Here is a 22,040-nt window from a genome sequence, read left to right as displayed (position 1 = left end):
GGTCGCAGTGCATGCTCGAACCGAAACAACATGAAAACCCGCGCTGACGGGCCTGTGGATGTTAGGAGATTTGTGGAGGACGATCGGGCGTCAGAGGCGCTTGAGAGTTGTGGATGTCGGAATCCATGTTACGGTTTTTCTGGCCAAAAGCTTCAGCCAAAACCGCAAGTCCTACGTGGGTCGGATATTCGCCAACACAACAGATACCGGAATGACATTCTCCGCTGTGATTTACGTGGCTATCCGTGTGGATTTGGCCAGTCGTCGGATGCAAACCGCTATGGTCGTGTTTGAAGTCTGATGACTTTGCAGCCATTGAAACGCCGTGAGGCTCAGAGGTGCTACTGTTTTTGACGTCACTGCTCGCGACCACAACAGTGCCGACGAAGGTCATCGCCAAGCAGACGCATGTCAGAAACGTCATTCGCAACACTGAGAAAAACTTCCACTTCATCCCGTGCAGTTAGGACGAACGTAACGAGTGTTCAAGCCAGTCGGAGGAAAAAACAGGTGAGTTGGTGCGCTGTATCGAAATGAAGCGGATTCCCGCGAATACACGTAACAAACTGCCAAAATAGGAGGCAGTTCATACGATGAGCGCATCTAAGTTTGGCCGAGGTTCTTCAGGATCGGGCAGTCGGGACGGTGGTCTCCGGCACATTCATCGATTAAATGAGACAGTGTAGCATGCATGGCCTTCAGGTCCGCGATCTTGGCATCTATTTCTTTTAGGTTCTGTTTGGCGATATCCTTCACGTCCGCGCTTGCGCGTTCTTTGTCCTCGTACAACGCCAGTAGTGAACGGCAATCCTCAATGGTAAAGCCCAATGAGCGGGCCCGCCCGATGAAGGCCAGTTTGTGCAGTTCCTTTTCGTCGAAATGTCGATACCCGTTCAGACTGCGCCTGGGTTTGATGAATCCGATATCCTCGTAATAACGGATGGTTTTGGCAGGCAGACCCGAACGTTCTGCTACATCTCCGATATTCACAGCGGTTCTCCTATTCTATTCAGCAGGCGCTGATCGCAGCGCCTGCTCTTCATTCTGCGAGATCTGTTCTCGCCCAACTTTGATCGGCTTAACCCAGCGCAACCGCAGCGCGTTGGTCAGGACAAATACACTGGACAGCGCCATGGCACCTGCAGCCAAAACCGGCGACAGCAACGGGCCGCCAAACGGATAGAGCACCCCCGCTGCAACCGGTATGAGCAGCGTGTTGTAGCTGAAAGCCCAGAACAGGTTTTGGCGGATGTTACGCATGGTGCGCTGACTAATATCGAAGGCGTTGACCACGCCTGTCAGGTCGCCTGACATCAGAACGACGTCAGCCGCCTCGATGGCGATGTCAGTGCCTGTCCCGATCGCAATTCCTACGTCAGCCGCCGCCAGAGCGGGGGCATCATTGATGCCATCACCCACAAAGGCCAGTTTTCCGCCATTTGAGCGCAGATCTTGCAACGCGGATACTTTACCCTCTGGCAGAACCTCGGCCACGACATGATCGATGCCAAGCTGCGCCGCGATGGATTTGGCTGTAGCGGTATTGTCGCCGGTAATCATCGCTACTTTCAGCCCCAGTCCGTGCAAAGCTTCAATTGCGTCTGGCGTGGTGGTCTTGATTGGGTCCGCCACGGCGATGACGGCTGCGATAACTCCGTCTACGGAGGCATAAAGTGGAGTCTTTCCGTTGATTGCGAGTTCAGCGCCCCGATCAGACAACGCGCCCATTTCAACCCCTTCGCGACTCATCAGGCGGTCGGCCCCGATCAGGATTGTATGGCCTTCGACTGAGGCGCTTACCCCGTAACCGGTGATCGACGTGAAGTCTTCTGGCTTCGAAAGCTCCAGACCACGGGTTTCAGCCGCGCGCACGATGGCCGTGGCGATCGGATGTTCGGATGTGACCTCAACGGCAGCAACAAGGCGCAGAACCTCATCCTCGGCCAATCCTTCGGCCACAATCAGGTCGGTCAGCTCCGGACGCCCTTCGGTCAAGGTCCCCGTCTTGTCCACCGCAACAACGGTGGTTTCCTGCAGCATTTGCAAGGCGTCGCCCTTTCGAAACAGGACACCCATCTCGGCCGCGCGGCCGGTGCCGACCATGATTGAGGTGGGTGTGGCCAACCCCATGGCGCAGGGGCAAGCAATGATCAGTACCGCAACCCCGGCTACCAACGCCAAGCTGAGCGCAGGATCGGGTCCGAACAACATCCAAACCAGCACAGTCATTACGGCCACAGCGATCACTACCGGCACGAACCACAGCGTGATGCGGTCAACCAAGCCTTGAATCGGAAGCTTGGCACCCTGTGCTTGTTCGACCATTTGAATGATCTGGGCCAACATAGTGTCTGCGCCGATCTTTTCAGCCCGGTACGTCAATGCGCCCGCGCCATTAACTGTTCCGCCGACCACAGTTGCGCCCTCGGTCTTTTCGGCAGGAACCGGCTCGCCGGTGATCATGCTTTCATCGACATATGACGCGCCGGTCACTACGGCACCATCCACCGCGATTTTTTCGCCCGGTCGAACGTGCACAATATCCCCTACAACGATCTGCTCGATCGGTAGCTCGACAACCGATCCGTCGCGCTCAACGCGCGCTGTTTTTGCCTGCAGACCGACCAGTTTTCGGATCGCTTCACCAGTTCGCCCCTTGGCGCGCGCCTCGAGGAACCTCCCCAGCAATATGAGAACCACGATCACCGCTGCGGCCTCGTAGTAGACGTTTGCGGTTCCGGCGGGAAGAACACCCGGCGCAAAGGTGGAAACAAGCGAGAACCCATAAGCCGCCGAAGTGCCCAGAGCCACCAGAGAATTCATGTCCGGCGCGCCTTTGAACAAGGAAGGGAATCCCTTAGTATAGAACTGCAAACCTGGCCCAAAAAGAACGATCGTGGTTAGAAGGAATTGCAGGTAATAGCTGTTCTGGATGCCGATCGTGCTCGCTATCAGGTGGTGCATGCCCGGAATAACATGCGAGCCCATTTCAAGGATAAAGACCGGCAAAGCGAGCAAGGCGGCAAAGCTTGTTCGCCGGGCCAATTGGCGAATCTCTTTGGCTTTGCGGTCTTGTGGTTCGGTCTGCGTCGCGGATCGCAGGCTCGCCGGATAGCCAGCAGATGCCGCAAGCGCCGCGATGGCTTCGGGTGTTGTGACTCCCTCAGCATAACGTACAGTTGCACTTTCGGTGGCCAGATTGACCGACGCGGACAAGACGCCATCATCTGCTTGCAATGCCCGTTCAACGCGCCCCACGCACGATGCGCAGGACATGTTCTGAATATCCAGCGTTACCTCTTCCGTCCGTGCCAGATATCCGGCGCTGTTTAACGCATCAGCAATGGCCGCTTTATCGGCTGGATCGCGGAAATCGACCTGAACGCTTTCGCTGGCGAGATTAACCGAAGCGGCATCTACCCCTGGCACATCTTTCAACGCGCGCTCAACCCGCCCTACGCAGGACGCACAGCTCATACCCTGAACTTGAAACCTTGCATGTGAAATTTCAGTCATATTGTCACCACCAATGTTCTGCTGACGGGAAACATAAGGGTTCCAGCAAGTGGAAGGTCAAGGGATGGGGCTGACTTTCTTTGCCACTAATTTTGACGATCCAATAATCACGACTTGACCTTCCTGTGCTGGAATACTTTAGCCGGGACGACGGAACACAGGAGCAAACATCCATGACGACCCTAAATATCCCGGATATGAGCTGCGGGCACTGCAAGTCAGCTATCGAAAAAGCCGTTGCCACGGTGGATTCCTCCGCACAGTTGGACTTTGACATGGAAAACCGCAGGGTACGTGTCTTAAGCACCAATTCACTTGATCATATCCTTGCAGCGCTGAAGTCCGAGGGATACGAAGCCACGATCGCATGATAAACTTAGGAGCGCACATGCTGTCGCCCCCTTGGTTCTATCTTGCGTCTCTGACTGCCACGATTAACCGGGTCATTTCATCTTCGGTGATCAGACCCGGGGCAAGCGCATCTCCAATCACAAACGAAGGAGTGCCACTGAAGCCAAGCTGTCGGGCCAATTCCATGGAAATCTGAATATGCGCGTCGACTTCCGGCGCTTCCATATCTGCGCGCAATTGATCCTCGTCCAGGCCAAGTTCCCGAACAACTTTCAGTACACTGGCCTCAGTGGCACGACCGTTCAGAGCCATAAGCGCCCAATGAAATTCTTCGTATTTTCCCTGGTTTCGTGAGGCCAGCGCAGCGCGTGCCGCGAAGTCGGAACCTTCTCCAAGTATGGGCCATTCTCGATAAACAATTCGCACATCGGAATCGCCCGCGATTACGTTCTTCACGACCGGGGCAGCGCGTTTGCAATATGGGCAGTTATAGTCGAAAAACTCGACCACGGTTACATCGCCTTCCGGGTTTCCGATTACAGGCGCATTCGGATCCTGTTCCAGCAATTCACGCTGATTTTCCAAGACGCTTCCAATTGCTTCGGCTTTTGCCTGATCCTCGCGCTGTTGAAGCAATTGAATCGCCTGCATGATGATCTCAGGGTTTTCCAAAATGGCTTCGAGAGCCAGCCGTTTTACATCGGAGTCAGACAGCTCGTCGGCGCGTGCCATAGGAATGCCAATCGACATGGCGATAGCGACTAAGCCTGCAAGTATTCGTTTCACATCAGTTTCCTTCCGTTTGTTCTGCTTCGGTGCGTTGCTCTTGCAGCTTGCGTTCCCGATCCGGCCAACTCTCCTTGATGAAGGCGAGGATGTCCCAGATATCCTGATCCGACAGAGTGTCCCCGAAGCCTGGCATGCCGCTTTTGACGTCAGCGACACCCATCTGTTTCAAAGTTTGGTCCCCGCCAAACTTTGTATAGTCGAACAACAGCTTGTCGCCGTGATGCCAGGTATGCCCGGTTCGGTCATGCGGGGGCGCCCGCAAGACGCCATCCGGATCAGGTGTTTGCCAATCCTGCTGACCCTCCAAATTTGCCCCGTGGCATGACGCGCAGTTTTCGGCGTACAAAACTGCACCACGTGCCGAATCCGCTGATGCACTGTTCTGCGCACGCCCACTCAGGCCCCAGCCAGCGACCGCGACAATGATCACTACAGCAGCCAGTGACACCCATTTCGCCGAACTCTTGTTCATCATGCCACGCTCAGCCAGGTCTTCATACCAGCGGCCTGATGCGACAGCATATGGCAATGAAACAGCCAATCCCCCGGGTTATCCGCAACGAACGCAATCTCCCGCTTTTCTATCCGGTCAACCAGGATTGTGTCCCGCAGCGGCCCTAGGTTGCCGTTTGGCAGAACTTCCTGAAAGTGCGTCCCGTGCAAGTGCATAGCGTGCGGAAAGACGGTGTCGTTCTGCATCTGAATCCGGACTATGTCGCCACGCGAAACGGCAGCAAGGGGGTTTTCAGGTAACCCGGCGACACCGTTGAATGTCCAGATCTGCCCTTCCTGAACCAATTCATTGGTGCTCATGACCTGGCCGTTAAAAGTGCCTTGACGCAGTCCGCCCATCGCCCCGCCTTCCATCACTAATGGGATTGTCAAAGCGTCAGAAACATCTTCGAGAAAGGAAACAGGGTTGGGTGGCAGGGCTTCTATTGCACCGCGGTTTGCGGATGCACCGCTTCCCGAAACCGGGATTTCAGCAATGACAAACGATTCATCGCGTTCGTGAAGAGTTATTTGAACGGCTTCGTTCGATTCCGCTGTGACATCAACAATTAAGTCTGCTCGCTGTGCAGGCCCAAAAACAAGGGTTTCAAAATCCTCTGGCTGCCTTACAGGCATGCCATCATAAGCGACCAGTTTCCCGTTTGCGCCACCTACTGAGACATACATGATCCGATCAGTTGCCACGTTGACCATTCGAAGTCGCAAACGCTGGTTTGTCAGAACTTCTGTCATGGGCGATATGTGTGCGTGAACGTAGTTTCCCATTCGGCCTGCATGCGTCCAGTCATGCATCGCGCCGAAATCATCGACGATTTGGGCGTCCTGACCCAACCTCCAGTCATCCAGCAGGATCGTAATGTCATGATCCGTGTCCGGCGGGTCCATTTCGTCGACGATGAACGCGCCGTAAAGGCCCCTGGCCACTTGTTCCGTTGACTGGTTATGAGAGTGGTACCAGAAGGTTCCTGCATCCTTCAGAGGCAAGTCATACTGAAACTCGCCGCTTGTTGGTACAGCCTCCTGTGTAAGACCCGGCACCCCATCCATGTTGTTTGGAACCCGCAGTCCATGCCAATGGATTGCCGTAGGCTGAGGCAGTGAGTTCAGGAGTGTCCGGCGAACCGTTTCGCCCTGCCGGGCACGAATTTCGGGGCCCGGAACACCGCCATCATATCCCCATATCTCGGTTTCAGGATAGCTGTCGGGGGCAACACGTGCCAATCCTGAACGCGCCTCGATTATTCGGGGGGCGGTAGCCGCCCTCCCGATAGTCGGCACTGCGATTAGTGCCGACGTGCCTGCAACGAATTGCCTGCGATTGAGCTTCATGAGGACTTCCCTCCAAAGAAAATTTGATCTCTCACTCGATTACCCCCCGTCGTGCACATCCAGCAGATAGGTCGCCATTGCCTTCCGGTCTTCGTCTGTCAGAAAGCTGGTGCCATAGTTTACGACCTCTCCCATGGCGCCGCCGAAGACATCGCCATCAGGCATGACGCCGGTGCGCAACGCGTAGGCCAAATCATCTACCGTCCAACCACGCTTTTGCAGGGTCTCAAAGTCGATGGCCGGTGCCTTGTCACCGCCCGGCAGAGAGTCACTTCCCTTGAAGTGTTCCGTGTCCGAATTTCTTGCGCCAGCCAGGTTCCTCCCGGTGTGGCAGGCCGCACAATGTGTGGCACCTTCGACCAGTAGCCGGCCCCGGTTCCACACTTCGTCATTGCCCGGCACGGGATCAGTGCGGGGTGGTTCCAGAAAAGCCGCGCGCCACAGCTTCAGGCCCCATCTCTGATTGAAGGGGAACGCCATTTCCTGTTCTTTTGACGGTTCCGCTACCGGTGGAACTGTTTGCCATGCGGCCCAGAGATCGGCGATGTCCTGATCCGTGAAATTGGCATAGAATGGATAAGGAAAGGCCGGGTAATAGGGTTGTCCGCCGGGTGATACGCCTTGACGCACCGCGCGGGCGAACTCCTCGATTGTCCAATCACCGATCCCGTGATCGGGATCTGTGGTCAGGTTCGGCGAAAAGAGCGTGCCGAACGGGGTATCCAACTCCACCCCACCGGCCAAGGCCGCGCCCCCTTTGGCAAAATCTGTGTGGCAAGCGATACAACCACTTGCCCTTGCCAGATACGCCCCGCGGTTAACGTCACCCTGAATGTCGAGAGCTTGTAAGGGCTGGCCAATCGGCCAAGCCATCACAGCAACAAGTCCCGCTGACGCCGCTACGGCGGCAGCAAGGCCCAATCGGAATATCGGTCTCATGACGCATTCCTATTCCGACCGAAATTGCGTGTGACACGCCGAGCATGTCTGGCTCAGCATCATGAACACACCATCTGCCGGCATTTCAGAAAGTTGTGCCTGGTTTGGACTGCCGCCCATCATTCCGGCACCCATCATAGAACCGCCACCCATCATGGATGCGCCGCCCATCATGCCCGAACCATGGCCCGACCCGGACATCATCAACCCGTTGTCCGCCGCAAGCACAAGGCCTTCAGAGTAGGATTCCAACTGCCTGGCTAACTCTGCAAATGAACCCCAATCCTGCCAGATCTCCGATTTGGCCTCCGAGGGTTTGCCATCAGATCCCTCTGGAAACAGCTTTGTCATGCTCTCGCCAGCGTGACGCCCGATTTTCTTGGCCTCGCTTCGTACCGTTTGCGCATTGTAGGGCGTTTTCCCCTGCATCATCGGCGTAAGGATCTTCATGCTGTCCTTCATCGCGGACATACCATCCATGCGTTCTTTGACGATGCCGGTTGCGCCACCATGCGCCAGGGCGGCGGCTGCAAACAGAGAAACCAGGGCAACGCCTGTGGTCATTTTCAGAATGTTCATTGTTTTGTCCTTGTCGTCTGCTTCGACGCGCCCAGGTTGAGCGCAATTCGACTGGTCAGATCAGGACACGCGGCGGTGGTGGGTCAAACGCCGCGATACCGAGAACCCGGTATTGGGCTCGAGGGATCGAGTATCTTTGTTCAGTATCTTGGGGGCCAGGCGGTGGTGGACCCATCGAAAATAGACCAACAGCGTTGCAAATCGTTCCGCCATGACAATGTCCGGGATGACCCTGCTTGACATGCTCAACGTCCGCGGAGTCCGTTTGGTCAATCACGTGCTGAGAACCACTGCCATGTGCATGAGCAGAATCGGCCGTCACAAGCAGCCCGCCAATGGTCAGCACCATTGACAGTATGATGTAACGAATTGCACTGCCCATTCGGCTCGTCACCTTCAGAAAATCCCGTTTTCCTGCTGCAGCTCTCTGATATACGCCACGATGCCCTTCACATCCGCACGGGTCAAGCCATCGACCGGCGGCATATTGCCGAACTTCCAATGGTGTGCCCGAACTCCATTCTGGACTGCCACATAAAATGACTCGTCCGAATGGTGGCTTGGTTCATAGATTTTATGCACCAAAGGTGGTGCAAGGCCTTCCAGACCTGTTGCATTCGCGCCATGGCACGCCGAGCATTTGGCGTCGAATGCCACTTTGCCGACGGCCGCAAATTCGCTTAGCTGGTCCGGCAGAGTGACGTTTTCGATTGGGTCTCCTTGCTCCAGTGCTGACGTATCGGGCGGCGTCATCGAGTGACCTGTTGGTTGCTGATTTAAGTTGTAGACGAACGCGGCGGCGCCTGCGATCACTACTCCGCCGATCAAGAGTGTAAGTTTATCCATCTCTGTTCTTCACATGATTGTCAGTTCTTAGGTTCAACGCGCGCAAAAAAAATCGGCCTGACCAAGGTCAGATCAGTTTTACCTGAGTGCCCACAGTGGCCAGTTCGAACAATTCCGCAATCTGCTCGTTGTACAAGCCAATGCAGCCGTTGGAGGATCTTCTCCCGATCTTGCGCGTGTCGTTGGTGCCGTGGATCCGGTAGTATTGCCAGCTCAAATAAAGTGCATGTGTCCCCAGAGGATTCTCCGGACCCGGGCCCACATAATCGGGCCAAGCGGGGTTGCGCTTTTTCATTGCTGGTGTCGGTCGCCAAGACGGCCCTTCGACCTTGCGAGTAACTGTGGTGTAGCCCAGCCTTGTAAGGTCTTCCGTCAGCGGTACGCTGGTTGGATACATTCGGTAGACGCTTTCGTCTTCCGACCAATATTGCAGGACCTTGGACTGTGTATCGGACAGGATCACACCATTCTTAAGCGTATCAAAGTGGTCCTGCCATTTAGCAACGCGGAATGAGGAAACATTGCGGCGCGTCCCCTCAGTTGCCGTTGATTGGGCCCAAACGGCCGGTGCTGGAAAAAGCGTCGTCGCAGCAAACGCGGCAATCACTCCACGTCGCGTAACAACCTTTCCTTCTTTGCTCCGTTTCATGCCTGCCATCCCAAAGTTTATTCTTTTTTTCCGACTCAAATAACTCGTATGCCCGGTTCCTGCGCTGGAAGGTCAACACGCAAATGACATTTCATATGGGATGTCTCGTCTGAATTGTCGTTGCCGTTGGCGCAGGGATATTTCCTTAGAAGGCGGACCCAAATCATCAAGTCATTGTGGAAAAGCAATTTTTCTTGGACGTAACTCCAGGCTGCTTTAAGCAAAACCTGACTTTCTTGAATCAACCGAACACAAAAAAGCAACGCTAACAATTGCTTAGTTCTTGGTGAATTGATGTGATCACCCGTCGATGCGAGGGTAGCAGGCACTACAAATGACAATCACAGTGGACTAAACACCATGTCCTTCAGGAAAGCTTTCCAAGCACTGGCCGCACTTTTGTTCATCGGCGCTTGTACCGAAACAACGTCAATATCTGCAGATAGCGAGCCCGGAACGCTTTCCCAAGTTCCTGACGCCGTAGCCCAGATTGCTGCTCCGGGCCAGGACCTGAACGCAGTGAAAATCATGCCTGAGGACGGTTGCTATTGGTATCGCTATGTTGGGCCAGTTGAAACAACCTACCTACCACTTAGGACTATTGAAGGGCGCCCAATCTGTACGCGCGCCTGACAAGCGCCTGTCAGCTGGTCGCGGTCAGAAGCCGCTCGGGAGGGTAGAGATGAGCCGTGGACCCTGGCCTGACACGATCATAAAGCCCGATGATATGTGGCATCGCCATCCTTACGCAGCCAGAACTTGCGCGACCTCCGATAGATCTTGGATAAGGCGTTCCGTGAATTCGCAGGTATGTGTCGCGACCACCTTCGAACAGATAAAACGCCCTTGATCCCAATGGGTTTGTCGGCCCACCGGGCACACCATCTGCGAATTGCGCATATTCATCAGGGTCGCGCTCAATCATTTCGGCTGTAGGAGTCCAACGCGGCCATTTGGCCTTTCGCTTGATCGTGTAGACTCCGGGCTCGTAAAGATTGCCTCGGGCAATGGCTACGCCGTAACGCATTGCTGTGCCACCGTCTTCGATGAAATACAGATATCGTGCCACCGCGTCGACATGAATGTCACCCGGAGTAAGTGGTCGATTGGTTTGCACACGCTGAGGCAGGAAACGTGGGTGTAAACCCCAGGGATTGGATGTTGCGGGATCAAAATTGGCTGGAGTTACTTGCGCATCCCACTCCGACCATTGCGAGGCCGCCGCCGACGTCACTCCAAAAACCGGCTGAGAGAAAATGGCGAGCGAGGCTGCAACAAAATGTCGTCTGGTCAGCATTGATAGCGCTCCTATTGGCTGGTTGGTGTCTGGAGTTAGTACCCAGGGGATTAGACAATCCGCGACGGGGGAAGATTTGTCCATTCAATTATTCGTTCGATATCGCTTCGACCCACCCGCGAGTTTTCAAGGCTTAAAGTGACCTAGGCAGCTTCGTGTTTAACCTGAAACTTCACCAGGCGTCGGGACGACAATGCCTGCTGTTCATACCCCTAAAAACTTCCCTGTTCCGGCCGTGTCTATGCACCAAGTAAGGCCCAAGCAAATGCTGGACTGGTTTGACAGCGTCAAATTCGCTTCGCGCCAAAACAGCTTGACCTTCCATCGTGGGAAGGCGTTAGCAGAGGTCTCCAATCCAAATTTTGGAGTTGAATGTGAAAGAAAAACAGACTGCAAACGCGCCGCAGGCGTCAGTACCGGTTAGCGGCGGCAAGATAATGAAATGGGGCATGATGGTATGTTGCATTGCCATGATAACGCCGATCGCTCTCTACTTGATCGCCGGCGGGACGGTTGGTGGGCTTTCTGACTCCTTGGGTCTTTTCGCACCGTTGATCCTGTGCCTCGGAGCCCATTTCTTTATGCACAAGGCGATGGAAAAATCCTGTCATTCGAACAAATCTGAATCGGAAAGACCAAAGGCAACAGACGCCGCGGTCGGACCGAACCCAGTACACCGGCAATAATCTTCAATCATGAAGCTTTGGTGCTCAAGGTTGGCCGCCATGTCGCTGGCCGCTCTTTCGCTGGCGGCTTGCGCACCACGCCCTAAACTATGCCCGCTGCAACCGCCGCAGCCTGAATACGCCCTGCCCCAAGGTTGCCGGGTTCAATGGGAGGGCGCGGATGGCGGGGCCTATTTCATCTGCGAAGACGGGCGCGAAGGTTTCGTGAGCTGATCGTGGGGATGTGACATTCCGGCTCGTTGACCCTCCAGCGCTGGAATCTGGCAGAGACGGGTGCAAAACAACCGATGGCAACGCGCAATGGCAAGAACACTCCTAAATTTATGTATTATGATCTTGGGGTTAATCTTTGGCCAGACTTCCGCCGGGACAAGCCTTGCAGCTACATCCCAAGCGTATGAATCAGAGCCCCTGGTCGCACACATAATTACCGCGCAGGACGGGATCGCGCCTGACGTCAAGACGATCACTGCAGGACTGCATCTGAAACTGGGCGAAGATTGGAAAACCTACTGGAAGTCGCCTGGTGAGGTGGGAATTCCGCCCAAGATCACTTGGAACGGCTCGCAAAACGTCAGCGACGTACAGTTTCACTGGCCCGCGCCGATCCGTTTTCGCGCCTTCGGGATCGAGAATTTCGGGTACAAGGACGAAGTGGTCTTTCCGCTGACCGTCACACTCGAGAACCCCGGAGCGCCAGTTGACTTGAAGGCCGCTGTGACAACGCTGATCTGTTCCGATATCTGTGTGCCGGTCGAGTTTTCGCTGGACTTGTCGCTGACTCAGGGAACGGGTCGGGATCAGGACTCGGCCCGGCTTATAAATGCCTTTCTGTCGCGGGTGCCAACCACGGGAAACACAAGCGGAATGAAGTCCGACGCCGCGACCCTGGATACCGAGTCCGAGATGCTGACGCTGAATTTCACCAGCGACCTGCCCTTTGATGCGCCTGATGTCTTTCCCGACATGGGACGTGACACCGCGTTTGGTGCACCCGACATCCGGCTCGCTGGCGACAGGCGTCAGCTATGGGTGCAGTTCCCGGTCCTCGCTCTGGCACAGGACCCCCCCGCCTTGTCCGTCACGGTTACCGACACCAACCGCGTGGCCGAGTTTTCGCCCCGTACCGACGCTCCCCCTACCCCGCCACCATATGAGATCGCGGCCGCCGAAACTTCAGCCAGCGCGCTGGTCTGGATCATTTTGCTGGCGGTGGGCGGCGGGTTGATTCTGAATGTCATGCCCTGCGTACTGCCAGTGCTTTCGATCAAGCTTTCCTCGGCGGTAAAGGCTCGCGACCGCTCTGCGGCTCAGATTCGCGCCGGGTTCCTGGCTTCGGCAGCCGGAATCCTGACATTCATGTGGCTGTTGGCGGCTATCACCATTGCGGCGCGGTCGCTGGGCTATTCCGTCGGCTGGGGCATCCAGTTCCAGAATCCGCTTTTCCTTGCGGTGATGATCGTGGTGCTGGCGGTTTTTGCAACCAGCCTCGCGGGCTTGTTCGAGATCACGCTGCCGCAGTCGCTGAACACCCGGCTTGCCCATGTCGAAAAGGGCCGCGTGTCGCTGGTCGGGGATTTCCTGACCGGAGCCTTCTCAGCAGTTCTGGCGACGCCCTGCTCGGCCCCCTTCCTCGGCACGGCGGTGGCCTTTGCCCTGACCGGCCGACCGGTGGATATCGTGGCGATCTTCACCGCAATGGGGGTCGGGCTGGCCATTCCTTACCTGCTGGTTGCAGTGCACCCGAAACTTACCGCCGCTCTGCCTAAACCGGGGCGTTGGATGGTGGGATTAAAATGGGCCCTGTCGGCGGCACTGCTGACCACGATCGGCTGGTTGGTCTGGGTGATGGTCGGGGTGGCCGGAGACACTGCTGCAACTGCTACCGTGCTGGCTGCAACTGTTCTGGTCCTGTTGATCTGGAAAAGTACGATGATGCCACCCGTTTTGCGCTGGACAGCCCTGTTGCTGACGCTGACCGCAGCGTTTGCCGCACCGGTTGCGATTGCCGGCAAAGACCGGTCCAGGCTGCTTGAACCAGCCGGAGAGATCCCTTGGATTACCTTCAGCCGCCCCGAAATCGCCCGCCTTGTGTCGCGCGGCGAGGTGGTTTTCGTCGATGTCACAGCCGACTGGTGTCTGACCTGCAAGGCCAACAAAGCGCTGGTGCTGGAACGCGGCGAGGTTCTGGCAACACTGCAATCGGACAAAGCAATTCCGATGCAGGCCGACTGGACCCGCCCCGACGATGTGATCGCCCGTTTCCTTGAGGACAATGGACGGTTCGGGATCCCCTTCAACATCGTCTACGGCCCGTCGGCCCCCGAAGGCATCGCCCTGCCAGAGATCTTGACCACGAACGCCATTCTCGACGCGATGGAACAGGCCGCGCCGATTGCGGGCGGAGCCGTGGAAAGCGGATCCTGACCCCGGAGTTCACATATCCCGGACGCGGTTGCTCTGCTGCGCTAAACGCATGGTCTCGTGCTCTTCCATATCCAGTATCGCCTGAAAGAGTTCGCGTGCCTCGGGTATCTCGGCACGCCCGTGCAAATACCGATATAAGTCGATCACCTGATTGTGAAGATCGAAGACCGCTTCGCAGATCTCATCGACGCTCATCTGTGCGAACGGCCTGTCGCAGGCGCGATGTGGGTCGATCGGCTCATTGCCCAAATAGTCATATACCCAGGTGTTGAGCGCTTTGGGATCGGCTCGTTTCACGAAACCATCGACGATTTTCTCCAGAGCAGCCTCATGATCGGCGAGGTAGGTAAGCAACATCCTGGCCAGCTCCTGCTCTGACTGTGTCGAACAGTGGGCCAAACATTCGGCGAGCCAATGATGCATTTCCCGCGTCCAGACAATTAGATCAGAAAACGTTTCAACTTTCATGGTCTCAACCTCCTAAAGATCGGCATGCGATAGCCTAAACCGGAATTTTCCAGATGGCTCACTGGGCATCAGCGCGAAGTCGGCGCCGGCCCGATCCACGCCGGGCTGCGGGAATCAACCCCCCAGTTCCAGCAATGCCCGGTCGATTGCCACCTTGCGCGGATCCCCCTGCGGCAGGTCATCCGCCAGATCCCTTGCCCTGCCATAGGCGTTCCGGGCGCCGTCGGTCTCGCCCAGCACCGAATAGGCGTTGCCCAGCCGCATCCAGCCGTCCAGATCGCCTGGGTTTTCCTGCATCCGGCTCGCAAGCCGTTCGACCATCGAGCGGATGAAGGCCTGCCGGTCTTCGTCTGACATCTCCTCGGCCGCCGCCACCTGATCGGCAGTTGGGCCGGGCATGGAAGGGGCAAAAGCCGCCAGATTCACCGGAGCCCGTCCGATCGACGGGGCGATGCGGTTAAGCTGGGCCACAAAACTCTCCATCCATGGCCGGAACTCCTCTTCGGCGTCCATCCGCGTCTTCAGTAGGTCATAGGCCTTATCAGGCGATCCAGCCTGCTCCAGACCAATGGCTTTGTAGAATGTCGCTGCTGGGTTCGATGGGTCCAGTTCCAAGGCTCGTTCAAACGCCCGATCGGCCTTGGGCGTAACGACACCGTCATCGGCATAGACCAACGCCTCGCCATATTGCGACACCAGCGCTGAATTCGCATTGGGTCGGTCCAGCAACCCCTCGAACGCGTCTGCGGCATCTCCAAAGCGTCCCATACGCATATAGGTCTGAGCCAACAACACCCATCCCTCGGTTGGCCCGCCGGTTTCATCCGCCTCAAGCCGCGACTTCAGGCGCACGGCAAGGTCGGCGATTTCACGGGCTTCGGCCTGCTCCCCCTCGCGTTGGGCAAATGGCTGGCTGGGGATGTAGGGACTACCCAGTTGCCAATAAAGACCGGCTCCGAGCGCTGGAACTACCAGCGCGGCAAGTAAAATCAGCGCACGCCCGGAATGGCCCATTATCGCTTTGTCGTCCGATTGCCGGTCAATCGCCTTCAGGCGACGTTCTATCTCGGCTCTGGCGGCCTTGGCCTCTTCGGCTGAGATAATTCCTCGTTCCAGGTCCTTCTCCACTTCGCCGATCTGGTCGGAAAAGATGGCAGAGGCGCTTTCGCGTCTCGACAAGTCCGAGGTCTTGCGCCCCAGGCCGGAGAGGGCGAGCGTCAGAAACACCGCCACGGCCATGAATGAAAAGATAATCCAGATCATGCGTGCGGCTCCGTGAGTGAATGGTTTTCGGGATTCCGTTCTTCGCTCGCGCCGCGTTCCGTCTCTTGTTTTCGCGACTTCCGATATCGGCGCGCATTTTGGGTCAATACCGCTGCAGTCGCGATACCACCCAGCCCCAGGATGACGATAGGCGCAACCCACAGAATGTAAGTTGATGGCTTCCATGGCGGGTTGAACAGAACATAGTCGCCATAACGCGCAACCAGAAAGTCCATAACCTGCTGGTCCGTGTCGCCTGCCACCAGCCGTTCGCGCACAAGCAGACGAAGGTCGCGCGCCACGCCAGCGTTAGAACTGTCGATGTCTTGGTTCTGGCACACCACGCATCGCACCTGTTTCGAAATCGCCCGGGCCCGCTCTTCCAATACCGGATCTGCAAGTATCTCGTCGGGCTCAACCGCGAATGCCGGCTGCGACACCAGCATCGCCAGAGTGACCGCGGTAATTACAATGCGACGTATCATGACGCCTCTCCTCCGGCCGCCCGCGCCTGATCCAGCGCGGTGCGCATCTTTGAAATTGCCTCGTCGCCCAGCACCGGGCCGACAAAACGGAATACGACCTTGCCCGCGCCATCAATCACAAAGGTCTCCGGCACGCCGGAAATCCCCCATTCGATCCCGGCTCGGCCGTCCAGGTCGGAACCGATGCGCTCATAAGGGTTGCCCAGATCGTCGAGCCATTTCCGCGCGTCCTGCGGCTTGTCTTTGTAGTTAATGCCCATCAGGCGAATGCCCTCATCGCGTACCATACGCGTCAGCACCGCATGTTCGGCCCGGCAGGGCACGCACCAGGACGCAAACACGTTGACCACGATCGGAGCTGACCCGTCATTTTCCACCAGATCGGTACTGGACAGCCCGTGGGTATCCAGCCCTTCGACCGGCGGCAAGTCGAACTCAGGCACCGGCTGCGAGATCAAAACAGACGGGATTTCGTTTGGATCGCGATCGGGATTCAGTCCCCATAGCAGGAAGGCACCCAGGATGCCGGCAATCGTAATTGGGAACAGTGCAAATAGACGTTTCATTGCCCTACTCCGCCGCCACCGCAACGGAGCTCTGCCCAGTCCGTTTTCGTGGTGCACCGACGCGTAGACGCCGATCGGAGAGTGACAAGACACCACCAAATGCTAACAATCCTGAACCTATCCAGATCCAGACCACCAATGGCTCATACAAGATACGCAGGGTCCATTTGCTCTGTTCTGATTCCGCCGCCGGTTCCGATATTGAGGCGTAAAGGTCCCCTGCCAACGTCGTTCGAATTGCTGACTCGGTCGTACTGGTACCCGCCACGAGATAGGCCCTGCGCTCGGGTTGAAGCGTGGTGACATAAGCGCCATCGCGAAATACCGTCAGTGTGGCCGCGCGAGACAGATAGTTCGGACCGCGAAGCTGTTCCACACCGTCAAAACGCACGTCGAACCCTGCTATCTCAATCTGTGTTCCGGGCTCGGCAAAAGTCACGACCTCGGATTTCCAAGCGCTGGACCCGATAAAGCCGATCATACAGACAGCCAACCCCGCATGGGCCACGACCATGCCGTAATGAGAACGCGGTAGGCTGCGGGCCCGACGCAGGGACTCGGCCAACGGTGCCTCACCCAGCTTAATTCGGCTGGCCCACTCTGTCAGCACAGCGCCCAGCAACCAAACCGCAAGGCCGATCGACACTACCGCCAAGGCTGGGCCGCCGGTATCCAGATACCACACAAGCAACGCTACGAGCAGGCTAACCCCGGCCACCCATTTGAGCCGGGACAGAACACCGCGCAAATCCGCCCGCTTCCATGACAACAGCGGCCCAATCCCCATTACAACGACTAGAACCAGCATGATCGGCACGAAACTGGCGTTGTAATAAGGTGGTCCAACCGAAATCTTTTCACCTGTCACAGCCTCAAGCAAAAGCGGATAAAGCGTACCGAATAGAACCGTCGCCGTTGCGGTGGCCAGCAGCAGGTTGTTAATAAGCAAACCGGCCTCGCGGCTGATCGGGGCAAAAAGACCGCCGCCCTCCATCTCCGGTGCGCGTATGGCAAACAGCGTCAATGAACCACCGATCGCGACAGCCAACAGCGCCAAGATGTAAATGCCGCGTTCGGGATCGACCGAAAACGCATGGACCGATGTAAGCAAGCCTGAGCGGACAATGAATGTCCCCAACAAGGACAACGAGAAGGTCAAAACGGCCAGTAGGATCGTCCAACTTTTGAAGCTGCCGCGCTTTTCGGTCACAATGGCCGAATGGAACAGCGCTGTGCCAGCAAGCCAGGGCATAAACGAGACATTCTCGACCGGATCCCAGAACCACCAGCCGCCCCAACCCAGTTCGTAATAGGCCCACCAGCTGCCCAGAACGATACCAAGTGTCAGAAACACCCAGGCCGCCAATGTCCAGGGTCGGACCCACCGCGCCCATGCCGGATCGACCCGCCCCTCAATCAGGGCAGCCACGGCGAAAGAAAATACGATAGAGAAGCCGACGTAACCCAGGTATAGGAACGGCGGGTGCATAGCCAGGCCGACATCCTGCAACAGCGGATTTAAATCCTGACCATCCAGCGGTGCCGGAAACACCCGGTCAAACGGGTTCGAGGTGAACAGCATGAATGACAGGAACCCCGCGCTGATCCAGGCCTGCACTGCCAGAGTGCGCGCCTTGAGTTTCAGTGGGATGTTCCGAGCCAACAGAGACACACCCAGCCCGAAAATCACCAATATCAGAATCCACAACAGCAGCGACCCTTCGTGGCTACCCCAGGTCGCAGCCACCTTGAAAAGCATCGGTTTCAGCGAATGAGAATTGCTGGCCACATTTAGCACAGTGAAATCGCTGACCACGAAGGACCACATCAGAGCGGCGAAGGCGATAGCAACCAGCGCTGTCAGTAGGACCGAGGTCGCAGATGCCGATCGCATCCACATGACATTGTTCCGTGCTGCTCCAATCAAGGGAAATACGCTTTGCACCAAGGACACGGCCAGGGCAAGCGCCAGGGCGAACTGCCCGATTTCCGGTATCATTCCAATCCCTCCGGATTTCCGGTTTTGCGGCCTTGTCCGACAATCCAGCGCTGGAGGGTCAAGCGCATTATTGCCGCACCCCCTTCGGCTGATGCATGCTTGACGAGCGCAAATCTGGCCGGCGGCCTTGACCTTCCAGCGCTGGAGACCCCCACCATTTCGACTTCACCGATGGACGTACCGAACACTTTGTTTTCAGGGCAGGGACTCAGGAAACAAACGAACACGAGGGCATCATGACACGGAGCAACAGCAAGATTACGTGCGTCTGGCAACGCCTCCAGGCTGTAATACTGGCTGGGGGGCTGAGCCTTGGGTCAACTGCCATGGCCCAACCGGAAACCCGTCCGGCTGACAACGTGGCGATGAACCCGCAAGCCTCCAGCAACATGTCAGGTATGGGAAGCATGTCCAGGATGATGCGCCCCGACGCGGTGCCGCCAACGGGTGTCGTTGGCGGTATGCATCCACCCGAGGGTGTTTTGATGCCTGTGTTCTCTTACATGAACATGGAGATGGACGGAAATCGTACCGGAACGCAGTCGCTGTCTACCTCGAACGTTCTGTCGCAGTATCCGATCGCGCCGCTCAGCATGAGCATGAACATGGCGATGGTCGGCCTGATGTACGGTGTGACCGACGAGATCTCGGTGATGGCGATGCTGCCCTATACCCGCAAGACGATGAAGCACCAGACCCGCATGGGCCAGACCTTTAAGACCAGGGCACAGGGGTTTGGCGATCTGAAGATCATCGGCGGATATGATATCTACAAATCCGACGGGCAGGTGCTGGAACTATCTCTTGGCCTCAGTCTGCCGACTGGCTCGATAGACGAGACCGACACCACGCCAGCTGGGCCGGACCAGCTGCTGCCCTACCCCATGCAACTGGGTTCAGGCACCTACGACCTGCTGCCGGGCGTCACCTATACGGGCCAGAACGCGGATTGGTCTTGGGGCGCCCAGCTGGCCGCCGTGATCCGGATGGGTGAGAATGATGCCGGTTACACCTTGGGTGACGTCTATTCAGCAACAGTTTGGGGTGCACGGCGCTGGAATGACCAGTTCAGCTCCTCGTTGCGGGTGGTCGGCGACATCGTGGAAAACATTGACGGGTCGGATGCGCGCCTGAACCCAGGCATGGTGCCCACCGCTGATCCGACCCTGCGCGGCGGCCAGTTTCTGAGTATCGGAATCGGAGTGAATTACCTTGTGCCGGGGTCGGGCGTTTTGGCGGGCACGCGCCTGGGTATCGAGGGCGTGATCCCTGTGTATCAAGATCTGGATGGGCCCCAGCTTGAACGCGATTACGCAGTCTCCTTCGCGATACGCAGGGCGTTCTGACCCTTCAGCCCCAAACCGACTGTAAACGGACAATCAGCGCCGCCGCGGTGGTCAGAACGACCACTGACACCGCCATCAGTAGCAGGGCCAATGTCACAGGTCCGCCGCGCCCAGGTACGCGACGTGCCAGTTGGGCTGCAAATCCAGTACCGTGGGCGATCTGGCTCTGAACGACGGATAGGTATAGCGGCAGCGCTCCGACCAGCGTGGCGTACAGGTAAACGCCTGAGATGTTCTCGAAGTAGGCGGAGCGTACCAGCGTCGGACCGACTACCCGCAACGCCACTACGGGATCACCGCCGAAAGACCCGAACCAGTCTGCCGAAAGCGCGTAGATCAGCGCGTGCAGCGCGATGAACAGGACGGCCCGTAGCAGCAGGTCAATTAGCAGATACCGGGCCGGGATGGCCCCCCTGCCCCGCGCCCTTACCCCAACGGCGAAAAGAAAAAAGCTGAGATAATTTAAAAGGAAAACGACCGGCAACCCATTCGTCACCACCTGACGCAAAAACCGAACAAACGCGGGACCACTGTTCAGGAGGTGCGTCGCAAAGCCCGGCGTGCGCAAAACGAAGATGGCCAACAGCGGAAACAACGCAAGGCAACTGACGATCAGCGTGTTTCTGGCAAACTTCCAGAAAGGCAATTCAGTGGCAAAATATCTGTTCATTTCATTTAGTTTGCCAACGGTTCCAGCGCAATGTCGATGCCAATTGGTTTACAGACCTGCGACAGAACCTCCGATTTTATTATTCCGCAAGCCCTCTACCTACTTTACGCGCAAAATCTGTTACTTTTGCTCGTTACTTTTGTTGCGCTATCAGTTTCAAGTTACACTCGATAAGTATCCCTTATCATGACTGATTGATTTCGCCGGAAAATGCGCGCAGAATGTGCCTCATGAAGCCCCTTGCGCCTTACCTCCCCAGCCCCTCCCCAGCCCTCTCCGCAGAAGATCAGGAGGCGCTCACCGATCTTTATGTGCGCGGCACGCCAGCCAATACGCTGCGCGCTTATGAGCGCGACCTGCTCTATATCACCGCCTGGAAGTCCGCGCGGTTCGCAGCGACGCTGGACTGGCCGGAATCTGAGGCCACCGCTCTCACCTTCATTCTCGATCACGCTCGCGATCTGAATGACGCACCAGAAACGGATGTGGCGCGCGAAACCGCAGAAGCGCTGATTACTCAGGGGCTGCGGAAGTCCCTCGCCTGTCCTGCCCCTTCGACGCTGGACCGGCGCATCGCCTCCTGGCTTGCCTTTCATCGAATGAAGAACCTGACCAGTCCTTTCGGTGCGCCGCAGGTGAAGCAGGCCCGTGCCAAGGCGCGCCGGGCTACAGCCCGGCCCCCTGCCCCAAAATCGCAGCACCCGATTACCCGCGATGTTCTCGAGCAGTTGCTGACCACCTGCCGGGGGTCGCGGCGCGATTGCCGCGACCGGGCGATCCTGATGCTGGGTTGGGCTTCGGGCGGGCGGCGAAGGTCCGAGATCACCGGATTGATGCGGGAAGATGTGTCCTTGAAAGAGTTCGAGGCCAAGGGTCTGGTGTGGATCTCGCTGCTGGAAACCAAGACCACCCAAAAGAGGGAAACCCCGCGGCTGGTGCTCAAGACCCGCGCGGCACAGGCGCTGGTGCATTGGATCGAGGTGGGCCAGATCAGGGATGGGCCGCTCTTCCGACCCATCTCCAAGGCTGACCGGGTGCTCAAGCGCCGCCTCAGCCCGGATGCGATCTACCAGATTGTTCGGCACCGGTTGAAACTGGCGAGGCTGCCCGAAGGCTTCGCCTCGCCCCACGGGCTGCGCTCGGGTTTTCTGACCCAGGCCGCACTGGACGGTGCCCCGATCCAGGCCGCCATGCGCCTGTCCCTACACCGCTCCATGGCACAGGCGCAGAAATACTACGATGACGTCGATATCGCCGAAAACCCGGCCGCAGACCTGTTGGGGTAAGCTGGTGCTAAACGAAGAAAGCGGTAACCCGTGGGT

Annotated in this window: 24 protein-coding genes; 7 read left to right on the top strand and 17 right to left on the bottom strand. The window is 57.2% G+C overall.

Annotation, left to right across the window (positions count from 1 at the left end; translation table 11 throughout):
- Positions 1-109 precede the first annotated feature (109 nt).
- Positions 110-301 carry a hypothetical protein gene (locus tag GOV80_RS19885; protein WP_170608328.1) on the top strand — a complete coding sequence of 64 codons (192 nt, stop codon included), beginning with the start codon at positions 110-112 and terminating at the stop codon, positions 299-301.
- A gap of 302 nt (positions 302-603) precedes the next feature.
- Here GOV80_RS19885 and cueR read toward each other — a convergent pair whose 3' ends face one another.
- Both cueR and GOV80_RS19875 read right to left on the bottom strand, forming a co-directional pair.
- Positions 604-990, bottom strand: coding sequence for a Cu(I)-responsive transcriptional regulator (cueR, locus tag GOV80_RS19880; protein WP_152460772.1), 387 nt, complete (start codon positions 988-990; stop codon positions 604-606).
- A 15-nt stretch (positions 991-1,005) separates the two neighbouring features.
- Positions 1,006-3,516, bottom strand: coding sequence for a heavy metal translocating P-type ATPase (locus tag GOV80_RS19875; protein ID WP_170417908.1), 2,511 nt, complete (start codon positions 3,514-3,516; stop codon positions 1,006-1,008).
- Between the two features lie 173 nt (positions 3,517-3,689).
- Between GOV80_RS19875 and GOV80_RS19870 the strand changes: the two genes are divergently transcribed.
- Positions 3,690-3,887, top strand: coding sequence for a heavy-metal-associated domain-containing protein (locus GOV80_RS19870; RefSeq protein WP_170417905.1), 198 nt, complete (start codon positions 3,690-3,692; stop codon positions 3,885-3,887).
- Between the two features lie 37 nt (positions 3,888-3,924).
- Here the strand turns inward: GOV80_RS19870 and GOV80_RS19865 are convergent, their stop codons facing one another.
- The 9 genes from GOV80_RS19865 to GOV80_RS19825 form a co-directional block, all read right to left on the bottom strand.
- Entirely contained in the window at positions 3,925-4,653 is a 729-nt protein-coding gene (locus GOV80_RS19865; protein ID WP_414478956.1) for a DsbA family protein, read from the bottom strand.
- A 1-nt stretch (position 4,654) separates the two neighbouring features.
- Positions 4,655-5,128, bottom strand: a complete 474-nt coding sequence (locus tag GOV80_RS19860) for a c-type cytochrome (protein ID WP_170418019.1) — start codon at positions 5,126-5,128, stop codon at positions 4,655-4,657.
- Positions 5,128-6,498, bottom strand: coding sequence for a multicopper oxidase family protein (locus GOV80_RS19855; RefSeq protein WP_170417903.1), 1,371 nt, complete (start codon positions 6,496-6,498; stop codon positions 5,128-5,130). Before GOV80_RS19855 ends, GOV80_RS19860 begins: the two co-directional genes overlap by 1 nt.
- A gap of 39 nt (positions 6,499-6,537) precedes the next feature.
- A complete protein-coding gene (locus tag GOV80_RS19850) occupies positions 6,538-7,437 on the bottom strand; it encodes a c-type cytochrome (protein WP_170417899.1) in 900 nt (299 codons plus the stop codon).
- Positions 7,438-7,446: 9 nt separating this feature from the next.
- Entirely contained in the window at positions 7,447-8,016 is a 570-nt protein-coding gene (locus GOV80_RS19845; RefSeq protein WP_170417895.1) for a c-type cytochrome, read from the bottom strand.
- A 60-nt stretch (positions 8,017-8,076) separates the two neighbouring features.
- Positions 8,077-8,229 (bottom strand): hypothetical protein, encoded by a 153-nt coding sequence (locus GOV80_RS19840; RefSeq protein WP_170746572.1) that lies wholly within the window; start codon positions 8,227-8,229, stop codon positions 8,077-8,079.
- A 183-nt stretch (positions 8,230-8,412) separates the two neighbouring features.
- Positions 8,413-8,862, bottom strand: coding sequence for a c-type cytochrome (locus tag GOV80_RS19835; RefSeq protein ID WP_170417891.1), 450 nt, complete (start codon positions 8,860-8,862; stop codon positions 8,413-8,415).
- A gap of 67 nt (positions 8,863-8,929) precedes the next feature.
- Positions 8,930-9,520: a L,D-transpeptidase gene (locus GOV80_RS19830; RefSeq protein ID WP_170417888.1), complete on the bottom strand. Its 591-nt coding sequence runs from the start codon at positions 9,518-9,520 to the stop codon at positions 8,930-8,932.
- Between the two features lie 634 nt (positions 9,521-10,154).
- Positions 10,155-10,808: a L,D-transpeptidase gene (locus tag GOV80_RS19825; RefSeq protein ID WP_050605720.1), complete on the bottom strand. Its 654-nt coding sequence runs from the start codon at positions 10,806-10,808 to the stop codon at positions 10,155-10,157.
- Between the two features lie 374 nt (positions 10,809-11,182).
- Here GOV80_RS19825 and GOV80_RS19820 point away from each other — a divergent pair, with 374 nt between their 5' ends.
- From GOV80_RS19820 to GOV80_RS19810, 3 genes are all read left to right on the top strand, one after another.
- Positions 11,183-11,494 carry a DUF2933 domain-containing protein gene (locus tag GOV80_RS19820; protein WP_255612174.1) on the top strand — a complete coding sequence of 104 codons (312 nt, stop codon included), beginning with the start codon at positions 11,183-11,185 and terminating at the stop codon, positions 11,492-11,494.
- A 39-nt stretch (positions 11,495-11,533) separates the two neighbouring features.
- Positions 11,534-11,707 (top strand): hypothetical protein, encoded by a 174-nt coding sequence (locus tag GOV80_RS19815; RefSeq protein WP_170417885.1) that lies wholly within the window; start codon positions 11,534-11,536, stop codon positions 11,705-11,707.
- A 117-nt stretch (positions 11,708-11,824) separates the two neighbouring features.
- The gene (locus GOV80_RS19810; RefSeq protein WP_170418009.1) at positions 11,825-13,921 is read left to right on the top strand and encodes a protein-disulfide reductase DsbD family protein; all 2,097 of its coding nucleotides are present in this window, start codon (positions 11,825-11,827) and stop codon (positions 13,919-13,921) included.
- 9 nt (positions 13,922-13,930) lie between these two features.
- Here GOV80_RS19810 and GOV80_RS19805 read toward each other — a convergent pair whose 3' ends face one another.
- The 5 genes from GOV80_RS19805 to GOV80_RS19785 all read right to left on the bottom strand — a co-directional run bounded on the left by GOV80_RS19805 (position 13,931) and on the right by GOV80_RS19785 (position 18,702).
- Positions 13,931-14,389: an ATPase gene (locus GOV80_RS19805; protein WP_170417881.1), complete on the bottom strand. Its 459-nt coding sequence runs from the start codon at positions 14,387-14,389 to the stop codon at positions 13,931-13,933.
- 114 nt (positions 14,390-14,503) lie between these two features.
- On the bottom strand, positions 14,504-15,652 hold the full coding sequence (ccmI, locus tag GOV80_RS19800; RefSeq protein ID WP_170417878.1) for a c-type cytochrome biogenesis protein CcmI: 1,149 nt from the start codon (positions 15,650-15,652) through the stop codon (positions 14,504-14,506).
- Entirely contained in the window at positions 15,649-16,137 is a 489-nt protein-coding gene (locus tag GOV80_RS19795) for a cytochrome c-type biogenesis protein (RefSeq protein WP_170417876.1), read from the bottom strand. The genes ccmI and GOV80_RS19795 overlap by 4 nt, the downstream gene beginning before the upstream one ends.
- Positions 16,134-16,703 (bottom strand): DsbE family thiol:disulfide interchange protein, encoded by a 570-nt coding sequence (locus tag GOV80_RS19790; RefSeq protein ID WP_170417873.1) that lies wholly within the window; start codon positions 16,701-16,703, stop codon positions 16,134-16,136. The genes GOV80_RS19795 and GOV80_RS19790 overlap by 4 nt, the downstream gene beginning before the upstream one ends.
- A 4-nt stretch (positions 16,704-16,707) precedes the next feature.
- Positions 16,708-18,702, bottom strand: a complete 1,995-nt coding sequence (locus GOV80_RS19785) for a heme lyase CcmF/NrfE family subunit (protein ID WP_170417870.1) — start codon at positions 18,700-18,702, stop codon at positions 16,708-16,710.
- 326 nt (positions 18,703-19,028) lie between these two features.
- On the opposite strand from GOV80_RS19785, the gene GOV80_RS19780 reads away from it, so the two are divergent.
- A complete protein-coding gene (locus GOV80_RS19780) occupies positions 19,029-20,048 on the top strand; it encodes a transporter (protein ID WP_170775027.1) in 1,020 nt (339 codons plus the stop codon).
- Between the two features lie 4 nt (positions 20,049-20,052).
- On the opposite strand, the gene GOV80_RS19775 is transcribed toward GOV80_RS19780, so the two are convergent.
- Positions 20,053-20,718 carry a hypothetical protein gene (locus tag GOV80_RS19775; protein WP_050605729.1) on the bottom strand — a complete coding sequence of 222 codons (666 nt, stop codon included), beginning with the start codon at positions 20,716-20,718 and terminating at the stop codon, positions 20,053-20,055.
- A gap of 230 nt (positions 20,719-20,948) precedes the next feature.
- On the opposite strand from GOV80_RS19775, the gene GOV80_RS19770 reads away from it, so the two are divergent.
- Positions 20,949-22,004 (top strand): tyrosine-type recombinase/integrase, encoded by a 1,056-nt coding sequence (locus GOV80_RS19770; RefSeq protein ID WP_170702624.1) that lies wholly within the window; start codon positions 20,949-20,951, stop codon positions 22,002-22,004.
- The last annotated feature ends 36 nt before the right edge of the window (positions 22,005-22,040 follow it).

The organism is Ruegeria lacuscaerulensis (genome assembly GCF_013034685.1).
Taxonomy (GTDB): Bacteria; Pseudomonadota; Alphaproteobacteria; order Rhodobacterales; family Rhodobacteraceae; genus Ruegeria; species Ruegeria lacuscaerulensis_B.
The sequence above is the reverse complement of the archived record's forward strand: the minus strand, read 5'-3'. Positions and strand labels throughout refer to the sequence as shown.